At 74.0% G+C, this 18,968-nt stretch carries 15 protein-coding genes; all 15 read left to right on the top strand.

Annotated elements, in window-relative coordinates:
- Positions 1-297: 297 nt before the first annotated feature.
- The 15 genes from pyrR (at position 298) to D7I43_RS26270 (ending at position 18,794) form a co-directional block, all read left to right on the top strand.
- Complete coding sequence (gene pyrR / locus D7I43_RS26345) at positions 298-882, top strand: bifunctional pyr operon transcriptional regulator/uracil phosphoribosyltransferase PyrR (RefSeq protein ID WP_120331263.1); 585 nt, start codon at positions 298-300, stop codon at positions 880-882.
- A complete protein-coding gene (locus D7I43_RS26340) occupies positions 879-1,805 on the top strand; it encodes an aspartate carbamoyltransferase catalytic subunit (protein ID WP_120331262.1) in 927 nt (308 codons plus the stop codon). Before pyrR ends, D7I43_RS26340 begins: the two co-directional genes overlap by 4 nt.
- A gap of 156 nt (positions 1,806-1,961) precedes the next feature.
- The gene (locus D7I43_RS26335; protein WP_120331261.1) at positions 1,962-3,239 is read left to right on the top strand and encodes a dihydroorotase; all 1,278 of its coding nucleotides are present in this window, start codon (positions 1,962-1,964) and stop codon (positions 3,237-3,239) included.
- A gap of 115 nt (positions 3,240-3,354) precedes the next feature.
- Positions 3,355-4,491, top strand: a complete 1,137-nt coding sequence (carA, locus tag D7I43_RS26330) for a glutamine-hydrolyzing carbamoyl-phosphate synthase small subunit (protein WP_120331260.1) — start codon at positions 3,355-3,357, stop codon at positions 4,489-4,491.
- The gene (gene carB, locus D7I43_RS26325; protein ID WP_120331259.1) at positions 4,491-7,862 is read left to right on the top strand and encodes a carbamoyl-phosphate synthase large subunit; all 3,372 of its coding nucleotides are present in this window, start codon (positions 4,491-4,493) and stop codon (positions 7,860-7,862) included. The genes carA and carB overlap by 1 nt, the downstream gene beginning before the upstream one ends.
- 205 nt (positions 7,863-8,067) lie before the next feature.
- Positions 8,068-9,105, top strand: coding sequence for a quinone-dependent dihydroorotate dehydrogenase (locus tag D7I43_RS26315; RefSeq protein WP_120331273.1), 1,038 nt, complete (start codon positions 8,068-8,070; stop codon positions 9,103-9,105).
- A gap of 194 nt (positions 9,106-9,299) precedes the next feature.
- A complete protein-coding gene (locus D7I43_RS26310) occupies positions 9,300-10,574 on the top strand; it encodes an adenosylmethionine--8-amino-7-oxononanoate transaminase (RefSeq protein ID WP_120331258.1) in 1,275 nt (424 codons plus the stop codon).
- 199 nt (positions 10,575-10,773) lie between these two features.
- On the top strand, positions 10,774-11,613 hold the full coding sequence (gene pyrF / locus D7I43_RS26305; protein WP_120331257.1) for an orotidine-5'-phosphate decarboxylase: 840 nt from the start codon (positions 10,774-10,776) through the stop codon (positions 11,611-11,613).
- 174 nt (positions 11,614-11,787) lie between these two features.
- A complete protein-coding gene (mihF, locus tag D7I43_RS26300; RefSeq protein ID WP_007458370.1) occupies positions 11,788-12,105 on the top strand; it encodes an integration host factor, actinobacterial type in 318 nt (105 codons plus the stop codon).
- Positions 12,106-12,130: 25 nt separating this feature from the next.
- Entirely contained in the window at positions 12,131-12,664 is a 534-nt protein-coding gene (locus D7I43_RS26295) for a nucleoside/nucleotide kinase family protein (RefSeq protein ID WP_120331256.1), read from the top strand.
- A gap of 129 nt (positions 12,665-12,793) precedes the next feature.
- The gene (gene rpoZ / locus D7I43_RS26290; RefSeq protein WP_120331255.1) at positions 12,794-13,060 is read left to right on the top strand and encodes a DNA-directed RNA polymerase subunit omega; all 267 of its coding nucleotides are present in this window, start codon (positions 12,794-12,796) and stop codon (positions 13,058-13,060) included.
- Positions 13,061-13,074: 14 nt separating this feature from the next.
- The gene (gene coaBC, locus D7I43_RS26285) at positions 13,075-14,289 is read left to right on the top strand and encodes a bifunctional phosphopantothenoylcysteine decarboxylase/phosphopantothenate--cysteine ligase CoaBC (RefSeq protein ID WP_120331254.1); all 1,215 of its coding nucleotides are present in this window, start codon (positions 13,075-13,077) and stop codon (positions 14,287-14,289) included.
- An 81-nt stretch (positions 14,290-14,370) separates the two neighbouring features.
- Positions 14,371-15,564 carry a methionine adenosyltransferase gene (metK, locus tag D7I43_RS26280; RefSeq protein WP_120331253.1) on the top strand — a complete coding sequence of 398 codons (1,194 nt, stop codon included), beginning with the start codon at positions 14,371-14,373 and terminating at the stop codon, positions 15,562-15,564.
- Positions 15,561-17,537 carry a primosomal protein N' gene (locus D7I43_RS26275; protein ID WP_120331272.1) on the top strand — a complete coding sequence of 659 codons (1,977 nt, stop codon included), beginning with the start codon at positions 15,561-15,563 and terminating at the stop codon, positions 17,535-17,537. Before metK ends, D7I43_RS26275 begins: the two co-directional genes overlap by 4 nt.
- 273 nt (positions 17,538-17,810) lie before the next feature.
- A complete protein-coding gene (locus tag D7I43_RS26270; RefSeq protein ID WP_120331252.1) occupies positions 17,811-18,794 on the top strand; it encodes an AAA family ATPase in 984 nt (327 codons plus the stop codon).
- Positions 18,795-18,968 lie beyond the last annotated feature (174 nt).

Below are 18,968 nucleotides of genomic sequence, written 5' to 3'. Positions count from 1 at the left end.
CGGTCCGTCGACGCCACCCGACCCGGCGACAACACCCCCCGGATCATCCGTACGACAGGGGCAGTAAGTCATACCGGGCCGGGCGACCGAGCAGTCCCCGGCTGGGGACGATCAAAAAGGTAACGGGAGTTATCCCCATTTCGCCGCGCTGATCCGGTGGTCAGTGGCCGGCCGCGGTCAACCCGGTGACCACTGGTAACGTGGCGTGAAGCCTGCGCGCCGGCCGTCCGCGGCCGCGCCGGAGGCGTCCGACGTCCTTTAACGACCCGTCCCGTGAGGCGGGGAAGGAGGTCCGCCGTGGCCTGCCCACCGGCTGCCCAGTCGCCGACCGCGCGACAACCCTCGGTGAAGGTGATCCTCGCCAGCGCCGACGTGCAGCGCGTCATCGACCGCATCGCACACCAGATCCTCGAGAAGACCCAGGGCGCCGCCGACACCGTCCTGCTCGGCATCCCCACCCGGGGCGCGCCGCTGGCCCGGCGCCTCGCCGCCCGGATCAGCACCTTCGAGGACGTCGCCATCCCGGTCGGCGTGCTCGACATCACGCTCTACCGCGACGACCTGCGCCGGCACGCGACCCGGGCGATCGGTCCCACCCAGGTGCCGACCGGGGGAATCGACGGCAAACGGGTCATCCTCGTCGACGACGTGCTCTTCTCCGGCCGGACCGTCCGGGCCGCCCTCGACGCGCTGAACGACGTGGGCCGCCCCGCCTCGGTGCAGTTGGCCGTCCTGGTCGACCGGGGCCACCGCGAGCTGCCCATCCGGGCCGACTACGTCGGCAAGAACATCCCGACGTCGTTGAGCGAGAGCGTGAAGGTGACGCTCGCCGAGACCGACGGCGCGGACGGCGTGAAGCTCTACGGAGGGGTCACCGCATGATCCGGCACCTGCTCTCCGGCGCCGACCTCGACGCCGCCACCGCCACCCGGATCCTCGACACGGCCGCCGAGATGGCCACCGTCGCCGGACGCGAGGTCAAGAAGCTGCCCGCCCTGCGCGGGCGCACCGTGGTCAACCTCTTCTACGAGGACTCCACCCGCACCCGGATCTCGTTCGAGGCCGCCGCGAAGCGGCTCAGCGCCGACGTGATCAACTTCTCGGCGAAGGGTTCCAGCGTCGCCAAGGGCGAGAGCCTGAAGGACACGGCCCTGACCCTCCAGGCGATGGGCGCCGACGCGGTGGTCGTGCGCCACCCGGCCTCCGGCGCCGCGCACCGGCTCGCCGAGTGGGTCGACGGGTCGGTGGTCAACGCGGGCGACGGCACGCACGAGCACCCCACCCAGGCGCTGCTCGACGCGTACACCATGCGCTCCCGGCTGGGGCGGCTCGCCGGCCTGTCCGTCGCGGTCGTCGGCGACGTGCTGCACAGCCGCGTGGCCCGCTCGAACGTGCTGCTGCTCTCCACCCTCGGCGCCAAGGTGACCCTGGTCGGGCCGCCCACGCTGATCCCGGTCGACATCGCGGCGGCGCTCGCGCCGGACACCACCGTCTGCTACGACCTCGACGCGGTGCTGCCGACCTCGGACGTGGTGATGATGCTGCGGGTCCAGCGGGAGCGCATGACCGACTCCTACTTCCCCTCCGCCCGCGAGTACGCCCGGCGCTACGGGCTCGACGGGCCCCGGATGCGGCGGCTGCCCGAGCACGCGATCGTCATGCACCCCGGCCCCATGAACCGGGGCATGGAGATCACGCCCGAGGTCGCCGACTCACCCCGCTCCACCATCGTCGAACAGGTCGCCAACGGCGTCTCCGTCCGGATGGCCGTCCTCTACCTGCTGCTCGGGGGGAACAACGCATGAGCGAGCGTCAGCGAGTGAATCATCGGCACAGTGCGACGGTGCCTCAGGCCGGCGCCGAGCGGAGCGAGGTGGCGGCGTGAGCGAGCGTCAGCGAGTGAATCATCGACAGAGTGCGGGCGTGCCTCAGGCCGGCGCCGAGCGGAGCGAGGTGGCGGCGTGAGCGCGTACCTGATCAAGGGGGTCAGCCCGCTCGGGGCCGCCCCGACCGACCTGCTGATCCGCGACGGCGTGGTCGCCGAGGCCGGCTCCGGCCTCAGCGCCGCCGGAGCCACCGTGGTCGACGCCGACGGGCTGGTCGCCCTGCCCGGCCTGGTCGACCTGCACACGCACCTGCGCGAACCGGGCCGGGAGGACGCCGAGACGGTCGAGTCCGGTTCCCGGGCGGCGGCGCTCGGCGGGTACACGGCCGTGTGCGCCATGGCGAACACCTCGCCGGTGGCCGACACCGCGGGCGTGGTCGAGCAGGTGTGGCGGCTCGGCCGGGAGGCCGGCCTGGTCGACGTGCAACCGGTGGGGGCGGTGACCGTCGGCCTCGCCGGCGAACGGCTCGCCGAACTCGGCGCGATGGCCGACTCGGCGGCCCGGGTGCGGATCTTCTCCGACGACGGGCACTGCGTGGCCGACCCGCGCCTCATGCGCCGGGCGCTGGAGTACGTGAAGGCGTTCGACGGGATCATCGCCCAGCACGCGGAGGAGCCCCGCCTCACCGAGGGCGCGCAGATGCACGAGGGGGAGGTCTCCACCCGGCTCGGGCTGACCGGCTGGCCGGCGGTGGCCGAGGAGGCGATCATCGCCCGCGACGTGCTCCTCGCCGAGCACGTGGGCAGCCGGCTGCACGTGTGCCACGTCTCCACGGCGGGCAGCGTCGAGGTGCTGCGCCACGCCAAGGCCCGCGGCGTGCGGGTCACCGCCGAGGTGACGCCCCACCACCTGCTGCTCACCGACGTCCGGGCCGAGACGTACGACCCGGTCTACAAGGTCAACCCCCCGCTGCGCACCGACGGCGACGTCGCCGCGCTGCGGGCCGCGCTGGCCGACGGGGTGATCGACGTGATCGCCACCGACCACGCGCCGCACGCCGTGGAGGACAAGGAGTGCGAGTGGGCGTACGCCCGGCCCGGCATGCTGGGGCTGGAGACGGCGCTGTCGATCGCGCTGGAGGTGCTCGGCCCGCGCTGGGACCTCATCGCCGAGCGGATGTCGCGCACCCCGGCCCGGATCGCCGGCCTGGAGTCGCACGGTGTCGACCCGGCGCCCGGCGCGCCGGCCAACCTCACCCTGGTCGACCCGGCGGCGCGCCGCGTCGTCGAGCCCGGGGAACTGGCCAGCCTCAGCCGCAACACCCCGTACGCCGGGATGACGCTGCCGGGTCGCGTCGTGGCGACCTTCCTGCGCGGCGAGGCGACGGTGCTCGACGGAAAGGCAGTCAGGTGATCCGAGCGAGGAGCGCAGCGGAGCGGAGCCCCGCGGTCCGGATCGAAGGTAGGGACCTGAACCGGGCGAGGAGCGCTGCGGAGCGGAGCCCCCGGTTCGTCGAAGGAAGTGCAGCATGAAGCGCAGAAGCGCCATCCTCGTCCTCGAGGACGGACGGACGTTCCACGGTGAGGCGTACGGCAGCGTGGGGGAGACCTTCGGTGAGGCCGTCTTCACCACCGGCATGACCGGCTACCAGGAGACCCTCACCGACCCCTCGTACCACCGGCAGGTGGTCGTGCAGACCGCCCCGCACATCGGCAACACCGGCGTGAACGGTGAGGACGACGAGTCGTCGCGGATCTGGGTCGCCGGCTACGTGGTGCGCGACCCGGCCCGGATCGGCTCCAACTGGCGCGCCACGGGCGGGCTGGAGGACCGGCTCGCCGCCGAGGGCGTGGTCGGCATCAGCGGCGTGGACACCCGGGCGCTCACGCGGCACCTGCGGGAGCGCGGCGCGATGCGGGTCGGCATCTCCAGCGTCGAGGACGACCCGCGGGCGCTGCTGGCCCGCGTCCGGCAGGCTCCGGAGATGGTGGGCGCCGACCTCTCGGCGGAGGTGACCACCGCCGAGCCGTACGTGGTGCCGGCCCAGGGTGAGCACCGGTTCACGGTCGCCGCGCTGGACCTCGGGATCAAGCGCAACGTGCCGCGACGGCTGGCCGTCCGCGGGGTCACCACGCACGTGCTGCCCGCCTCGTCCACCATCGAGGACGTGCTCGCCACCGGCGCGGACGCCGTGTTCTTCTCGCCCGGTCCGGGCGACCCGGCGACCGCCGACGGGCCGGTGGCGCTGGCCCGGGAGGTGCTGGGCCGGCGGATCCCGCTGTTCGGCATCTGCTTCGGCAGCCAGATCCTCGGGCGCGCGCTCGGCTTCGGGACGTACAAGCTCGGCTACGGCCACCGCGGCATCAACCAGCCGGTGCTCGACCGGGCCACCGGCAAGGTCGAGGTCACCAGCCACAACCACGGCTTCGCGGTGCAGGTGCCGGGCGCCGGGGTCGGGGCCGTCGTCCCGGACCAGGTGATCGACACCGAGTTCGGCGGCGTCCAGGTCAGCCATGTGTGCCTCAACGACAACGTGGTCGAGGGGCTGCGGGCGAAGGACGTGCCCGCGTTCACCGTCCAGTACCACCCGGAGGCGGCGGCCGGCCCGCACGACGCGGACTACCTCTTCGACCGCTTCGCCGAGCTGATCGAAGGCGGAAAGTAATGCCCAAGCGGAGCGACCTGAAGCACATCCTGGTCATCGGCTCCGGGCCGATCGTGATCGGGCAGGCCTGCGAGTTCGACTACTCCGGCACGCAGGCGTGCCGGGTGCTGCGCAGCGAGGGGATCCGGGTCAGCCTGGTCAACTCGAACCCGGCGACCATCATGACCGACCCGGAGTTCGCCGACGCCACGTACGTCGAGCCGATCACCCCGGAGTTCGTCGAGCTGGTCATCGCCAAGGAGCGCCCGGACGCGGTGCTGCCCACCCTCGGCGGGCAGACCGCGCTGAACACGGCGGTGGCGCTGCACGAGTCGGGTGTGCTGGAGAAGTACGGCGTCGAGCTGATCGGCGCGAACATCGACGCGATCCGGCGCGGCGAGGACCGGCAGCTGTTCAAGGACATCGTGGCCAAGGCCGGCGCCCGTATCGGCGTCGAGGACCCGTCGTCGCTGGTGCCCCGCTCGCGGGTCTGCCACTCGATGGACGAGGTCCGGGAGACCGTCGCGGAGCTGGGCCTGCCGGTGGTGATCCGGCCGTCGTTCACGATGGGCGGCCTCGGTTCCGGCATGGCGCACACCGCGGAGGACCTGGAGCGCATCGCCGGCGACGGCCTGGCCGCGAGCCCGGTGCACGAGGTGCTCATCGAGGAGAGCGTGCTCGGCTGGAAGGAGTACGAGCTCGAGCTGATGCGCGACCGCCACGACAACGTGGTGGTGGTGTGCTCCATCGAGAACCTCGACCCGATGGGCGTGCACACCGGCGACAGCGTCACCGTGGCGCCGGCCATGACCCTCACCGACCGCGAGTACCAGCGCCTGCGCGACCTGGGCATCGCGGTGCTGCGCGAGGTCGGCGTGGACACCGGTGGCTGCAACATCCAGTTCGCCGTGAACCCGGCCGACGGCCGCATCGTGGTCATCGAGATGAACCCGCGGGTGTCCCGCTCCTCGGCGCTCGCCTCGAAGGCCACCGGCTTCCCCATCGCGAAGATCGCCGCGAAGCTGGCCATCGGCTACACCCTCGACGAGATCCCCAACGACATCACGCTGAAGACCCCGGCGGCGTTCGAGCCGACGCTGGACTACGTGGTCGTCAAGATCCCCCGGTTCGCGTTCGAGAAGTTCCCCGGCGCGGACGCGGAGCTGACCACCACCATGAAGTCGGTGGGTGAGGCGATGAGCCTCGGGCGCAACTTCACCGAGGCGCTGAACAAGGCGATGCGCTCGATGGAGACGAGTGCCGCGGGCTTCTGGACCCGGCCGGACCCGGACGGCGCCACGAAGGAGAACACCCTCGCCGCGCTGCGGACGCCGCACGACGGGCGGCTCTACACCGTGGAGCGGGCGCTGCGGCTGGGCGCCTCGATCGCCGAGGTGGCCGCCGCCTCCGGTGGCATCGACCCGTGGTTCCTCGACCAGATCGCGAGCCTCGTCGAGCTGCGCGAGGAGATCGTGGCGGCGCCGGTGCTCGACGGCGACCTGCTGCGCCGCGCGAAGCGGGCCGGGCTGTCGGACCGGCAGCTCGCCGCGCTGCGCCCCGAGCTGGCCGCCGAGGACGGCGTCCGGACGCTGCGGCACCGCCTCGGCATCCGGCCGGTCTACAAGACGGTGGACACCTGCGCCGCCGAGTTCGAGGCGAGCACGCCGTACCACTACTCGTCGTACGACTCGGAGACCGAGGTCGTCGGCTCGGCCCGGCCCAAGGTGCTCATCCTCGGCTCCGGGCCGAACCGCATCGGGCAGGGCATCGAGTTCGACTACTCGTGCGTGCACGCCGTGCAGGCGCTGCGCTCCGCGCCGGCCGGCGGCGCGGGTGCCGGCGGCTACGAGACCGTGATGGTCAACTGCAACCCGGAGACCGTCTCCACCGACTACGACACCGCCGACCGGCTCTACTTCGAGCCGCTCACGTTCGAGGACGTGCTGGAGGTCTGGCACGCCGAGGACACCTCCGGGCGGGCGGCCGGCGGGCCGGGCGTCGTCGGGGTGATCGTGCAGCTCGGCGGGCAGACGCCGCTGGGGCTCGCGCAGCGGCTCAAGGACGCCGGGGTGCCCATCGTCGGCACGTCGCCGGAGTCGATCAACCTGGCCGAGGAGCGGGGCGCGTTCGGCGCGCTGCTGGCCCGCGCCGGCCTGCGGGCACCCGCGTACGGGCTGGCGACCTCCTACGAGGAGGCGAAGGCGATCGCCGACGAGATCGGCTACCCGGTGCTGGTGCGCCCGTCGTACGTGCTCGGCGGGCGGGGCATGGAGATCGTCTACGACGACGCGACGCTGCGCGACTACATCGGGCGGGCCACCGACATCTCGCCGAACCACCCGGTGCTCGTGGACCGCTTCCTCGACGACGCCATCGAGATCGACGTGGACGCGCTCTGCGACGCCGAGGGCGAGGTCTACCTCGGCGGCGTCATGGAGCACATCGAGGAGGCCGGCATCCACTCCGGCGACTCGTCCTGCGCCCTGCCGCCGATCACCCTGGCCGGCCCGCACCTGGCCCAGGTCCGCCGCTACACCGAGGCGATCGCCCGCGGCATCGGCGTACGCGGGCTGCTCAACGTGCAGTACGCCCTCAAGGACGACGTGCTCTACGTCCTGGAGGCGAACCCGCGCGCCTCGCGGACCGTCCCGTTCGTCTCCAAGGCGACCGCCGTGCCGCTGGCCAAGGCGGCGGCCCGGATCGCGCTCGGCGCGACCGTCGCCGAGCTGCGCGCCGAGGGGCTGCTCCCGGCCACCGGCGACGGCGGCACGATGCCGGTGGACGCGCCGATCGCCGTGAAGGAGGCGGTGCTGCCCTTCAAGCGCTTCCGCACGCCGGCCGGCAAGGGGATCGACTCGCTGCTCGGCCCGGAGATGAAGTCGACGGGCGAGGTGATGGGCATCGACACGAACTTCGGGCACGCGTTCGCGAAGTCCCAGTCGGCCGCGTACGGCTCGCTGCCGACCTCGGGGCGGATCTTCGTGTCGGTCGCCAACCGGGACAAGCGCGCCATGATCTTCCCGATCAAGCGCCTCGCGGACCTGGGCTTCGAGATCGTGGCGACCGCCGGCACCGCCGAGGTGCTGCGCCGGCACGGCATCGCCTGCGACCAGATCCGCAAGCACTACGAGGCGGGCGAGGGCGAGGACGCGGTCTCGATGATCCTCGGCGGGGACGTGGCCCTGGTCGTCAACACCCCGCAGGGCTCCGGCGCGAGCGCCCGCTCCGACGGGTACGAGATCCGCAGCGCCGCCGTCACCGCGGACATCCCGTGCATCACCACGGTGCCGGGCGCGGCGGCGGCCGTGATGGGCATCGAGGCGCGCATCCGGGGCGACATGCGGGTACGCCCACTGCAGGAGCTGCACGCCGCGCTGCGGGCCGCCCAGTGACCGCCCGCCCCCCGCGCCCTCCTCACCGCGCCGATCGCCCTCACCGCGCCGATCACCCTCACCGCGCCGATCACCCTCACCGCGTTGATCATGAGGTTGGCGGGGGGTTCGATCTCCGGATCGCCCGCCAACCTCATGATCACCGGAGCGGGAGCGGGAGCGGGAGCGGGAGCGGTGGCTGGGGCCGGGGCGGGGGCCGGGTGTGGTGATGTTCGAACGGGTTCTGCGGCCCGCCCTGTTCCGGATCGGCGGCGGGGACGCGGAGACCGCGCACGAGTGGACGCTGCGGCGGCTCGCCGCCGTGTCCCGCTCGCCGGCCCTGCTGGCGGCGCTGCGCGCCCGCTACGCGGTACGCGCCCCGCGCACCGTGTTCGGTGTGGAGTTCCCCAACCCGGTGGGCCTCGCGGCCGGGATGGACAAGAACGGCGTGGCGCTGCCGGCGTGGCCGGCGCTGGGCTTCGGCTTCGTCGAGGTGGGCACGGTGACCGCCCACGCACAGCCCGGCAACCCGCGGCCCCGGCTGTTCCGCCTGCGCGACAGCGAGGCCGTGGTGAACCGGATGGGCTTCAACAACGCCGGCGCGGAGGCGCTGGCCGCCCGGCTGGCGGCGCTGCCCCGGCCGCTCGGCGTGCCGCTGGGCATCTCGCTCGGCAAGTCCAAGGTGACCCCGCTGGAGGACGCCGTGGACGACTACCTCGCCTCCTACCGGGCGCTGCGCGGGCACGGCGACTACTTCGCGGTCAACGTGTCCTCGCCGAACACCCCGGGCCTGCGGTCCCTGCAGGACCGGTCGCACCTGGACGCGCTCCTGGCGGCGCTGGTGGGGGAGAAGCCGATCCTCGTCAAGATCGCACCGGACCTCACCGAGCCGGCGATCGCCGAACTGCTGGAGGTCTGCCTGGCCCGGGGCGCGGCCGGGGTGATCGCCACGAACACCACGCTCGCCCGTGACGGCCTGGCCCCGACCGACCGGGCGCGGGGCGCCGAGACCGGCGGGCTCTCCGGCCGGCCCCTCGCGGCGCGGGCCCGCGAGGTGGTCTCGTTCGTGCACCGGGAGACCGGTGGCCGGCTGCCGGTCATCGGGGTGGGCGGCATCGTCGACCCCGACGACGCGGCCCGGATGACCGACGCCGGCGCCAGCCTCGTGCAGCTCTACACCGGCTTCATCTACCGGGGCCCGGCGCTGGTGCGCGCCGCCGCCCACGCCACCACCCGAACCACCCCCAACCCACAATCCCCGTAACCCCAAACCCGCCCCCGCCCCCAGGCCCCCGCGCCCCCACCCGAGCCCCGCGATCTTGCACTTTCGGCCCCGACCTACGGCGCATACCGGACGAAACAGGGGCCACAACTGCAAGATCGCGGGGGAGAGGGGCGCGCGCGGGAGCCCGGGGCGCGGGGGTGGGGAAGGGCGCGGGGTTAGAGCTAGGAGGTCAGGTGACACCTGGGGAGATCCTCGACGTGGACCGGGCGCACGTGTGGCACCCGTACGCGGCGCTGCCGCCGGCCAGCCCGCCGTACGTCGTGGAGAGCGCGCAGGGCGTACGGCTGCGCCTGGCCGACGGCCGGGACCTGGTCGACGGCATGTCGTCGTGGTGGGCGGCCATCCACGGCTACCGCCACCCGGTGCTCGACGCCGCGGTCACCGACCAGCTCGGCCGGATGAGCCACGTGATGTTCGGCGGGCTCACCCACGAGCCGGCGGTGCGGCTCGCGCGGACGCTGGTCGAGCTCACCCCGGACGGCCTGGAGCACGTCTTCCTGTGCGACTCCGGGTCCGTGAGCGTCGAGGTGGCGATCAAGATGTGCCTGCAGTACCAGCGGGCCACCGGCCGGCCGGAGCGCCGCCGGCTGGCCACCTGGCGCGGCGGCTACCACGGCGACACCTTCCACCCGATGAGCGTCTGCGACCCGGAGGGAGGCATGCACCACCTGTGGGGCGACGTGCTGCCCCGGCAGGTCTTCGCGCCGGTCCCGCCGGGCGGCTTCGACACGCCGCCCGACCCCGCGTACGCCGCCGCGCTCGCCGAGGCCGTCGAGCGGCACGCGCACGAGCTGGCCGCCGTGATCGTGGAGCCCGTGGTGCAGGGGGCCGGCGGGATGCGGTTCCACCATCCGGAGTACCTGCGGGTGCTGCGCGAGGTGACCCGCGCGCACGGGGTGCTGCTCGTCTTCGACGAGATCGCCACCGGGTTCGGCCGTACCGGCGTCATGTTCGCCGCCGAGCACGCCGGGGTGGCCCCCGACGTGATGTGCGTGGGCAAGGCCCTCACCGGCGGGTACCTCACCCTGGCGGCCGCGCTCTGCACCCCGGAGATCGCGCGCGGCATCTCCGCCGACGGCGTGCTCGCCCACGGGCCCACGTTCATGGGCAACCCGCTCGCCTGCGCGGTCGCGAACGCCTCCATCGGCCTGCTGCGGGCCGGAGACTGGGCTGCCGAGGTGGCGAGGATCGAGGCGGGTCTGCGTGCCGGCCTGGAGCCGCTGCGCGGCGCGCCGGGGGTCGCCGACGTGCGGGTGCTGGGCGCCATCGGGGTGGTGCAGCTCGACCACGAGGTCGACCTGCCGGCGGCGACCACCGCCGCGGTCGCCGAGGGGGTCTGGCTGCGGCCGTTCCGGGACCTGGTCTACACGATGCCGCCGTACGTCACGGACGACGCCGACGTGGCCCGCATCGCGGCCGGGGTGGCGGCGGCCGTGAAGGCGGGCTGAGCCGCTGCGGCGCCCACGAGGGCGTGCCGGGTGGCGCGGCGCCATCCGGGCTGAGCGAGAGAACCGTGACCGGGTGGCGTGGCGCCGCCCCGGGCTGAGCGAGGGAACCGTGACCGGGTGGCGTGGCGCCGCCCCGGGCTGAGCGAGGGAACCGTGGTGGCGTGGCGCCGCCCCGGGCTTAGCGAGAGGGAGGGGACGGATGGAGACGTTCGGCGCCCGGTTGCACCGGGTCGTGGGCGAGCGGGGACCGCTGTGTGTGGGGATCGACCCGCACCCCGGGCTGCTGGCCCGGTGGGGGCTCCCGGACGACGTGGAGGGGCTTGATCGGTTCGCCCGGACCGTCGTGGACGCCCTCGGTGACCGGGTTGCGGTGGTCAAGCCCCAGTCGGCCTTCTTCGAGCGGTTCGGTGCCCGAGGTGTCGGGATTCTTGAGTCAACTATCCGACAGTTACGGGATAGTGGCTCGCTCGTTCTCCTCGACGTCAAGCGTGGCGACATCGGTTCGACGGTCCGCGCGTACGCCGAGGCGTACCTCGATCCATCCAGCCCTCTGTATGTCGACGCGGTGACCGCGAGCCCCTACCTGGGAGTAGCTTCGCTCGCCCCGATGTTCGAGCTGGCCGCCGAGCACGGGGGCGGCGTGTTCGTCCTGGCGCTCACGTCCAACCCCGAGGGCGCCGCCGTGCAGCACGCCCGTACGCCCGACGGGCGGACCGTCGCGCAAACCGTCATCGACGAGATTTCCCAGCTCAACGCGGGTGCGACGCCGCTGGGAAGCTTCGGTCTGGTGGTCGGCGCGACGATCGGCGACACCGGTCACGACCTCTCCCGGGTGGGCGGTCCGCTGCTCGCGCCGGGGCTCGGCGCGCAGGGGGCGACGGCCGCGGATCTGCGTACGGTCTTCGGCGCCAGCCTGCCCGCGGTGCTCCCGTCGTACTCCCGCGAGGTGCTCGGCGCGGGCCCCGACGTGGCCGCGCTGCGAGCCGCCGCGGACCGCGTGCTGGCCGAGTGCCGGGCCGTCGTGGGCGCCGCCGGCTGACTGACGGCTCGGTCACTTTGCGAAGATCATCGCGCGCCCACGTTGCCGAAAGCTCCGTTGACCGCTAGTTTTCCCCGCGCTGGGAACCACGGACCCCTTGGTTCACAGCGACACCACGTTTCACAGATGCGGCGGTGCGATCCGCCCGTCGCTATAGGGACCTGAGGAGAACTGGTGCCGCTCCCGTCACTGACCCCCGAGCAGCGCGCTGCCGCGCTGGAGAAGGCCGCGGAGATCCGCAAGGCCCGTGCTGAGCTGAAGGAGCAGCTCAAGCAGGGCAAGACCACCCTCGGAGCCGTTCTCGAGCGGGCCGAGTCCGACGACGTCGTGGGCAAGCTGAAGGTGTCGGCCGTCCTGCAGGCGATGCCGGGCATCGGCAAGATCCGGGCCACCCAGATCATGGAGAAGCTCAAGATCGCCGACAGCCGCCGCCTGCGTGGCCTCGGCGAGCAGCAGCGCAAGGCACTGCTTGGGGAGTTCGCCGCCAACTGAGCGCGGCAGCGTGTAGAAACAAGCAGTGAGCACGGCAGGCGAGGCGCGCCCGGCGGCTCGGCTCACTGTCCTGGCCGGCCCCTCGGGCGCCGGCCGGGAGAGTGTCGTCGAGCTCGTCCGGGCGCGCTCTCCCGCCGTGTGGCGGCCGGTGCCGGCGACCACCCGGCCCCGCCGCGACGGCGAGGTCGACGGCGTGGACCGGGTCTTCCTGACCCCCACCGCGTTCGACCGGCTGATCGCCGCCGGCGGGCTGCTGGAGTGGTCCCGGGCCGGTCCGCACCGCCGCGGCACCCCGTACGACCCCCTGCGGGCCCGGCTCGCCGCCGGTCAGCCGGCGCTGCTGCCGCTCGACATCCCCGGCGCCCTCGCCGTCCGCGAGCGTCTCACCGACGCCCGGCTCGTGCTGCTCCGTCCGCCGAACCACCGGCCCGACCCGGCCGTCGCCGCCGCGTTCGAACTCGTCCTCACGCACGACCTGACCGATCGGGTCGCTGATGAGCTGGTAGGCTTGCTCGGTTCTTCTTATCCGACTCCGGCCGGCCCGCGCGTGCGCGGCTGACAGCCACCTGTGCGCGGCTGACAACCACGCCTGCGAGCACGGCCGGGGTCGGCCGCGGTTCACCGGAGTCGGCCGCGGTCGCCAGTCAGCACCGCGTCCCGCGCGGTTCGACAGACGCAGAGGTTATTCGTGGGATCCATCGCCACCAACCCCGAGGGCATCACCAACCCGCCGATCGACGAGCTGCTCGAGAAGACGACGTCGAAGTACGCGCTGGTCATCTTCGCGGCCAAGCGGGCCCGCCAGATCAACGCCTACTACAGCCAGCTCGGTGAGGGCCTGCTGGAGTACGTGGGGCCGCTGGTCGAGACCACCCCGCAGGAGAAGCCGCTCTCCATCGCCATGCGCGAGATCAACGCCGGCCTGCTCACCGCCGAGCCGACCGACCAGCCGTAACCCGCCGCACCGCGATGTCCGCCGGGATCGTCCTCGGGGTCGGTGGCGGCATCGCCGCCTACAAGGCGTGTGAGCTGCTGCGGCTCTTCACCGAATCGGGCCACCGGGTCCGGGTCGTGCCCACCGCGTCGGCGCTCCGCTTCGTCGGGGCGCCGACCTGGGCCGCGCTCTCCGGCCAGCCGGTCGCCGACGACGTCTGGTCCGACGTGCACGAGGTGCCGCACGTACGCCTCGGCCAGCAGGCCGACCTCGTCGTCGTCGCGCCGGCCACGGCCGACCTGATCGCCAAGGCGGCGCACGGCCTGGCCGACGACCTGCTCACCAACACGCTGCTCACCGCCCGCTGTCCCGTGGTGCTGGCCCCGGCCATGCACACCGAGATGTGGGAGCACCCCGCCACCGTGGCCAACGTCGCCACGCTGCGGGCCCGGGGCGTACGCGTCATCGAGCCGGCCGTCGGCCGGCTCACCGGCGTCGACACGGGCAAGGGCCGGCTGCCCGACCCGGCCGAGATCTTCGCGGTCGCCCGCCGGGTGCTCGCCCGCGGCGTCGACGCTCCCGCCGACCTGGCCGGCCGCCACGTGGTGGTCACCGCCGGCGGCACCCGCGAGCCGCTGGACCCGGTCCGGTTCCTCGGCAACCGCTCCTCCGGAAAGCAGGGGTACGCCTTCGCGCGCGCGGCCGTGGCCCGCGGCGCCCGGGTCACGCTGATCGCCGCGAACGTGACCCTCGCCGACCCGGCCGGGGTCGACCTGATCCGGGTGGGCACCACGGAGGAACTGCGGGAGGCGACGCTGAAGGCGGCCGTCGACGCCGACGCGGTGGTGATGGCCGCCGCTCCGGCCGATTTCCGCCCCGCCGTCTACGCGCCTGGCAAAATCAAGAAGGCGGACGACGGCAGCGCGCCCACCATCGAACTCGTCACGAACCCGGACATCGCCGCCGAGCTCGGCCGGCGCCGCCGGCCCGAGCAGGTGCTGGTGGTGTTCGCCGCGGAGACCGGCGACGCCGAGGCCAACGGTCGGGCCAAGCTGGCCCGCAAGCGAGCCGACCTCATCGTCGTCAACGAGGTGGGTCCGGACAAGGTCTTCGGCGCCGACACCAACGCGGCGACCGTCATCGGTGCGGACGGCTCGGTCGTCCGGATGGACGAACGGTCCAAGGAGGACCTCGCCGACGGCGTCTGGGACCTCGTCGCGACGCGGTTGACCGGTCGCTGTAAAGAGTGAGACAGGACGCGACCGGCCCCGCCGCCACGCACCGTGGTGACTAGACTTCCGCGGAACGACTTTCACACGCTTAGGAGTGCCGTGACACGCCGCCTCTTCACGTCCGAATCGGTCACGGAAGGCCACCCGGACAAGATCGCCGACCAGATCAGCGACGGCATCCTCGACGCGTTGCTCGCCGAGGACCCGCGCAGCCGGGTCGCGGTGGAAACCCTCATCACGACCGGCCAGGTGCACATCGCGGGCGAGGTGACCACCAAGGCGTACGCGGACATCCCCACCATCGTCCGCCGGACCATCCTCGACATCGGCTACGACTCGTCCAAGAAGGGTTTCGACGGCGCCTCCTGCGGCGTCAGCGTCTCCATCGGCGCCCAGTCGGAGGACATCGCGCAGGGCGTCGACAACGCCTTCGAGCTGCGTACCGGGGCGTCGGAGAGCGCGCTGGACGCGCAGGGCGCCGGTGACCAGGGCATGATGTTCGGCTTCGCCTGCTCGGAGACGCCGGAGCTGATGCCGCTGCCGATCGCCCTCGCCCACCGGCTGGCGCGGCGGCTGGCGACCGTCCGCAAGGACGGCACGGTCCCGTACCTGCGGCCCGACGGCAAGACGCAGGTCACCATCGAGTACGAGGGGCACCGTCCCGTCCGGCTCAACACCGTGGTGGTCTCCAGCCAGCACGCCGCGGACATCTCGCTCGACTCGCTGCTCACGCCGGACATCCGCGAGCACGTGATCGCCCCGGAGCTGGAGAGCCTCGGCCTGGACACCGAGGGCTACCGGCTGCTGGTCAACCCGACCGGGCGGTTCGAGATCGGCGGGCCGATGGGCGACGCCGGCCTGACCGGACGCAAGATCATCGTCGACACCTACGGCGGCTACGCGCGCCACGGCGGCGGGGCGTTCTCCGGCAAGGACCCGTCGAAGGTGGACCGCTCGGCCGCGTACGCGATGCGCTGGGTGGCCAAGAACGTGGTGGCCGCCGGCCTCGCCGAGCGCTGCGAGGCGCAGGTCGCGTACGCCATCGGCAAGGCCCACCCGGTCAGCCTGTTCATCGAGACCTTCGGCACCGAGACCGTGCCGGTCGCCTCGATCGAGAAGGCCGTCACCGAGGTCTTCGACCTGCGGCCGGCGGCCATCATCCGGGACCTGAACCTGCTGCGTCCGATCTACCAGCAGACCGCCGCCTACGGCCACTTCGGCCGGGAACTGCCCGACCTGACGTGGGAGAGCACCGAGCGGGCCGCCGACCTCAAGTCGGCCGCGGGAGCCTGACCGGCACCAGGCGCAGCGACCGGCGACCCGCGGACGGGTCGCCGGTCGCTCGCGTCTGCGTGGACGTCCCCCTCGCGCACCTGGACCGGCCGTTCGACTACCTGGTCCCCGCCGAGCTGGACGCCCAGGCCGTGCCGGGCGCCCGGGTGAAGGTCCGCTTCGCCGGGCAGCTCGTGGACGGCTGGCTGCTGGAGCGTGCCGACGACTCCGGGCACACCGGGCGGCTGGCGTACCTGGAGAAGGTCGTCTCCCCGGAGCCGGTCCTGTCACCGGAGGTGGCCCGGCTGGCGCGCGCCGTCGCCGACCGGTACGCGGGCAGCCTCGCCGACGTGCTCCGGCTCGCCGTGCCGCCCCGGCACGCCCGCGTGGAGAAGGAGGCCCCGGCGGCGCCGGAACCTCCCGCGCCCGTGCCGGCGCCCGACCCCGACCGCGGGTGGTCGGCCTACCCCGCCGGCCCGGCCTACCTGCGGGCGCTCGCCGACGGCCGCGCGCCCCGCGCGGTCTGGTCGGCCCTGCCCGGGGAGGACTGGGCCGCCCGGTACGCCGACGCGGTGGCCGCCACCGTGGCCGGCGGCCGCGGCGCCGTCGTGGTGGTCGCCGACAACCGGGACCTCGACCGGCTGGACGCCGCCGTCGGCGCGGCGCTCGGGCCGGGGCGGCACGTCTGCCTCTCGGCGGCGCTCGGCCCCGCCCGCCGCTACCGGGCCTTCCTCGCCGCCCGGCGCGGCGACGTGCCCGTGGTGATCGGCACCCGGGCGGCGATGTTCGCCCCGGTCGAGCGGCTCGGCCTGGTGGCCGTCTGGGACGACGGCGACGACCTGCACGCCGAACCCCGGGCCCCCTATCCGCACGCCCGCGAGGTGCTGCTCACCCGGGCCCAGCTCGCCGAGACCGGCGCGCTCGTCGGCGGGTACGCCCGCACGGCCGAGGCGCAACTGCTGGTGGAGACCGGCTGGGCGCGCGAGGTGGTGGCCGACCGGGCCACGGTGCGCGCGCGTACGCCGGCCATCGCACCGACCGGCGACGACCCGCAGCTGGCCCGCGACCCCGGCGCGGCCACGGCGCGACTGCCCAGCCTCGCCTGGACGGCGGCCCGGGACGCGCTCCGCGCCGACGCGCCGGTGCTCGTCCAGGTGCCCCGCCGTGGGTACCTGCCCTCCGTGTCCTGCGCGGACTGCCGGACGCCGGCGCGCTGCCCGCACTGCGCCGGCCCGCTCGCCCTGCCCTCCGCGACGGCCGCGCCGGCCTGCCGCTGGTGCGGCCGGGTGGCCGCCGCGTACGCCTGCCCGGAGTGCGGGGGGCGGCGGCTGCGCGCCGCCGTCACCGGCGCCCGGCGCACGGCCGAGGAGCTGGGGCGGGCCTTCCCCGGCGTGCCGGTGCGCACCTCCGGGCGGGACGAGGTGCTCGCCGCCGTTCCCGGCGGGGCGGGCCTGGTGATCGCCACGCCGGGGGCCGAGCCGGTGGCCGACGGCGGGTACGGGGCCGTGCTGCTGCTCGACTCGTGGGCCCTGCTCACCCGGGCCGACCTGCGGGCGGGGGAGGAGGCCCTGCGGCGCTGGATGGCCGCGGCCGCGCTGGCGCGCCCGGCCGGGGACGGGGGCCGGGTGGTGGTGGTCGCCGACGGCGCGCTCGCCCCGGTGCAGGCGCTGCTGCGCTGGGACGCCGGCTGGTTCGCCGCCCGGGAACTGGCCGAGCGCCGCGAGCTGGGCTTCCCGCCGGCGGTCCGGATGGCGAGCGTGACGGGGCTGCCGGCCGCCGTGGCGGACCTCCTGGACGAGGCGCGGCTGCCCGAGGGGGCGGAGGTGCTGGGGCCGGTCCCGGCCGACGGGGAGCGGGAGCGGATGCTGGTGCGGGTCCCCCGTGCCCGGGCGGCGGCCCTCGCCGGCGCGCTGCACGCGGCCGCCGGGTCCCGCAGCGCCCGCAAGGCGGCCGACCCGGTACGCCTCCAGGTCGACCCGCTCGACCTGTTCTAGCTGCGGCGGCAGCCGGCGTCCGGCGCCGGCGGCGGTCGGCTTGCCGCGGCGACGGCGGCGGGCTTCCCGGGCCGGCGGCGGCGGGCTCTTCGCGGCGGCGGTGGCCGGCGGTGCGGGCGGTGTCGCACGCCGCGTGCGGTGGGAGCCCGAGGCCAGGGTGGTAGCATCGCCCGTCATGCCGGGCACATGGCGGCGCGACGCTCGCGGGAGCGCGTCGGGCCCGACACCAGTGACGATGAGTTCGATCAGCCGGTGATCAGGGGTGGACCAGTCGTGACCGTTCGTCAGTCGATCGTCTTCAACGGTGACCTCGGCAGCGGCAAGAGCACGGTGTCGGTGGAGATCGCCAAGCGGCTGGGGATGCGCCGGGTCAGCGTCGGCGACCTCTACCGGCAGATGGCGCAGGAGCGGCAGATGACCGCCCTCCAGCTCAACCTGCACGCCGAGCTCGACCAGGCGGTCGACGGCTACGTCGACCAGCTCCAGCGGGACATCGCGGCCTCCGGCGAGCGCCTCGTCATGGACTCCCGGCTGGCGTGGCACTTCTTCACCGACGCGCTCAAGGTACACATGATCACCGAGCCGGGCGAGGCGGCCCGCCGGGTGCTCGCCCGCCCCTCCGGGCCGGCGGAGAGCTACACCTCGCTGGAGGAGGCCAAGGCCAAGCTGCACGAGCGCAGCGAGAGCGAGCGGAGCCGGTTCCTCGTGCGCTACGGCGTGGACAAGGCCCGGCTGCGCAACTACGACCTGATCTGCGACACCACCCGGGCCGCGCCCGAGGAGGTCATCGAGCACATCGTCGCGGTGTACGAGGGTCGGCTCGGCGCCGACGTGCTGCGCGACGAGCCGCCGCTGCTGCTGCTCGACCCGGCCCGCGTCTACCCGACCGAGGACATCGCCACCCTGCGCGGGCTGTGGGACTCGGAGTTCGTGGGCGAGGTCGCCGGTGCCGGCGACGAGGCGCTGGAGCCGCTGCGGATCGGCTACACCGGCGCGCACTTCTTCGTCGTCGACGGCCACCGCCGGCTCAGCGCCGCCCTGCAGAGCGGCTTCCACCTGGTGCCGGCCCAGCTGGTCGGCGAGGTGGACGAGCCGGTGGTCGGCGGGATGAGCGCCGTCGACTACTTCACCGCCCAGGTCCGCCCCGGCATCGTCTACGACTGGGAGGCCGCCCACGGCATCCGGCTGCCGCTGCCGGAGCACGCCGTGCGCGGCGGTGACGCCGTGCTGGCCGGCGAGCCCGGCCACGGCGCCTGACCCGGCCACGTCAACGGGTCAGCGGACGGGCGAGCCCTGCCGGCCGCGAACGCCCGCACCATCGGGTGCGGCTCGTCGCCGGCACCGGGCGCCGGCCGTGGACCGGCGTGGCCGTCCGGTCGGTGACGCTCGGCACACCGGCGGCGGTCGACCACCGTCCGCCGGCCGAGGCCC

This window comes from Micromonospora globbae, from assembly GCF_003610785.1.
Classification (GTDB): Bacteria; Actinomycetota; Actinomycetes; order Mycobacteriales; family Micromonosporaceae; genus Micromonospora; species Micromonospora globbae.
Note: the sequence above shows the minus strand (reverse complement) of the source record. Positions and strands in the feature narration are given on the sequence as shown.

What these genes read in the sequence shown, in the direction of transcription:
- D7I43_RS26340 (WP_120331262.1), top strand. Translation starts at nt 879, where the DNA reads ATGATCCGGCACCTGCTCTCCGGCGCCGACCTCGACGCCGCCACCGCC.
- carA (WP_120331260.1), top strand. Translation starts at nt 3,355, where the DNA reads ATGAAGCGCAGAAGCGCCATCCTCGTCCTCGAGGACGGACGGACGTTC.
- carB (WP_120331259.1), top strand. Translation starts at nt 4,491, where the DNA reads ATGCCCAAGCGGAGCGACCTGAAGCACATCCTGGTCATCGGCTCCGGG.
- pyrF (WP_120331257.1), top strand. Translation starts at nt 10,774, where the DNA reads ATGGAGACGTTCGGCGCCCGGTTGCACCGGGTCGTGGGCGAGCGGGGA.
- coaBC (WP_120331254.1), top strand. Translation starts at nt 13,075, where the DNA reads ATGTCCGCCGGGATCGTCCTCGGGGTCGGTGGCGGCATCGCCGCCTAC.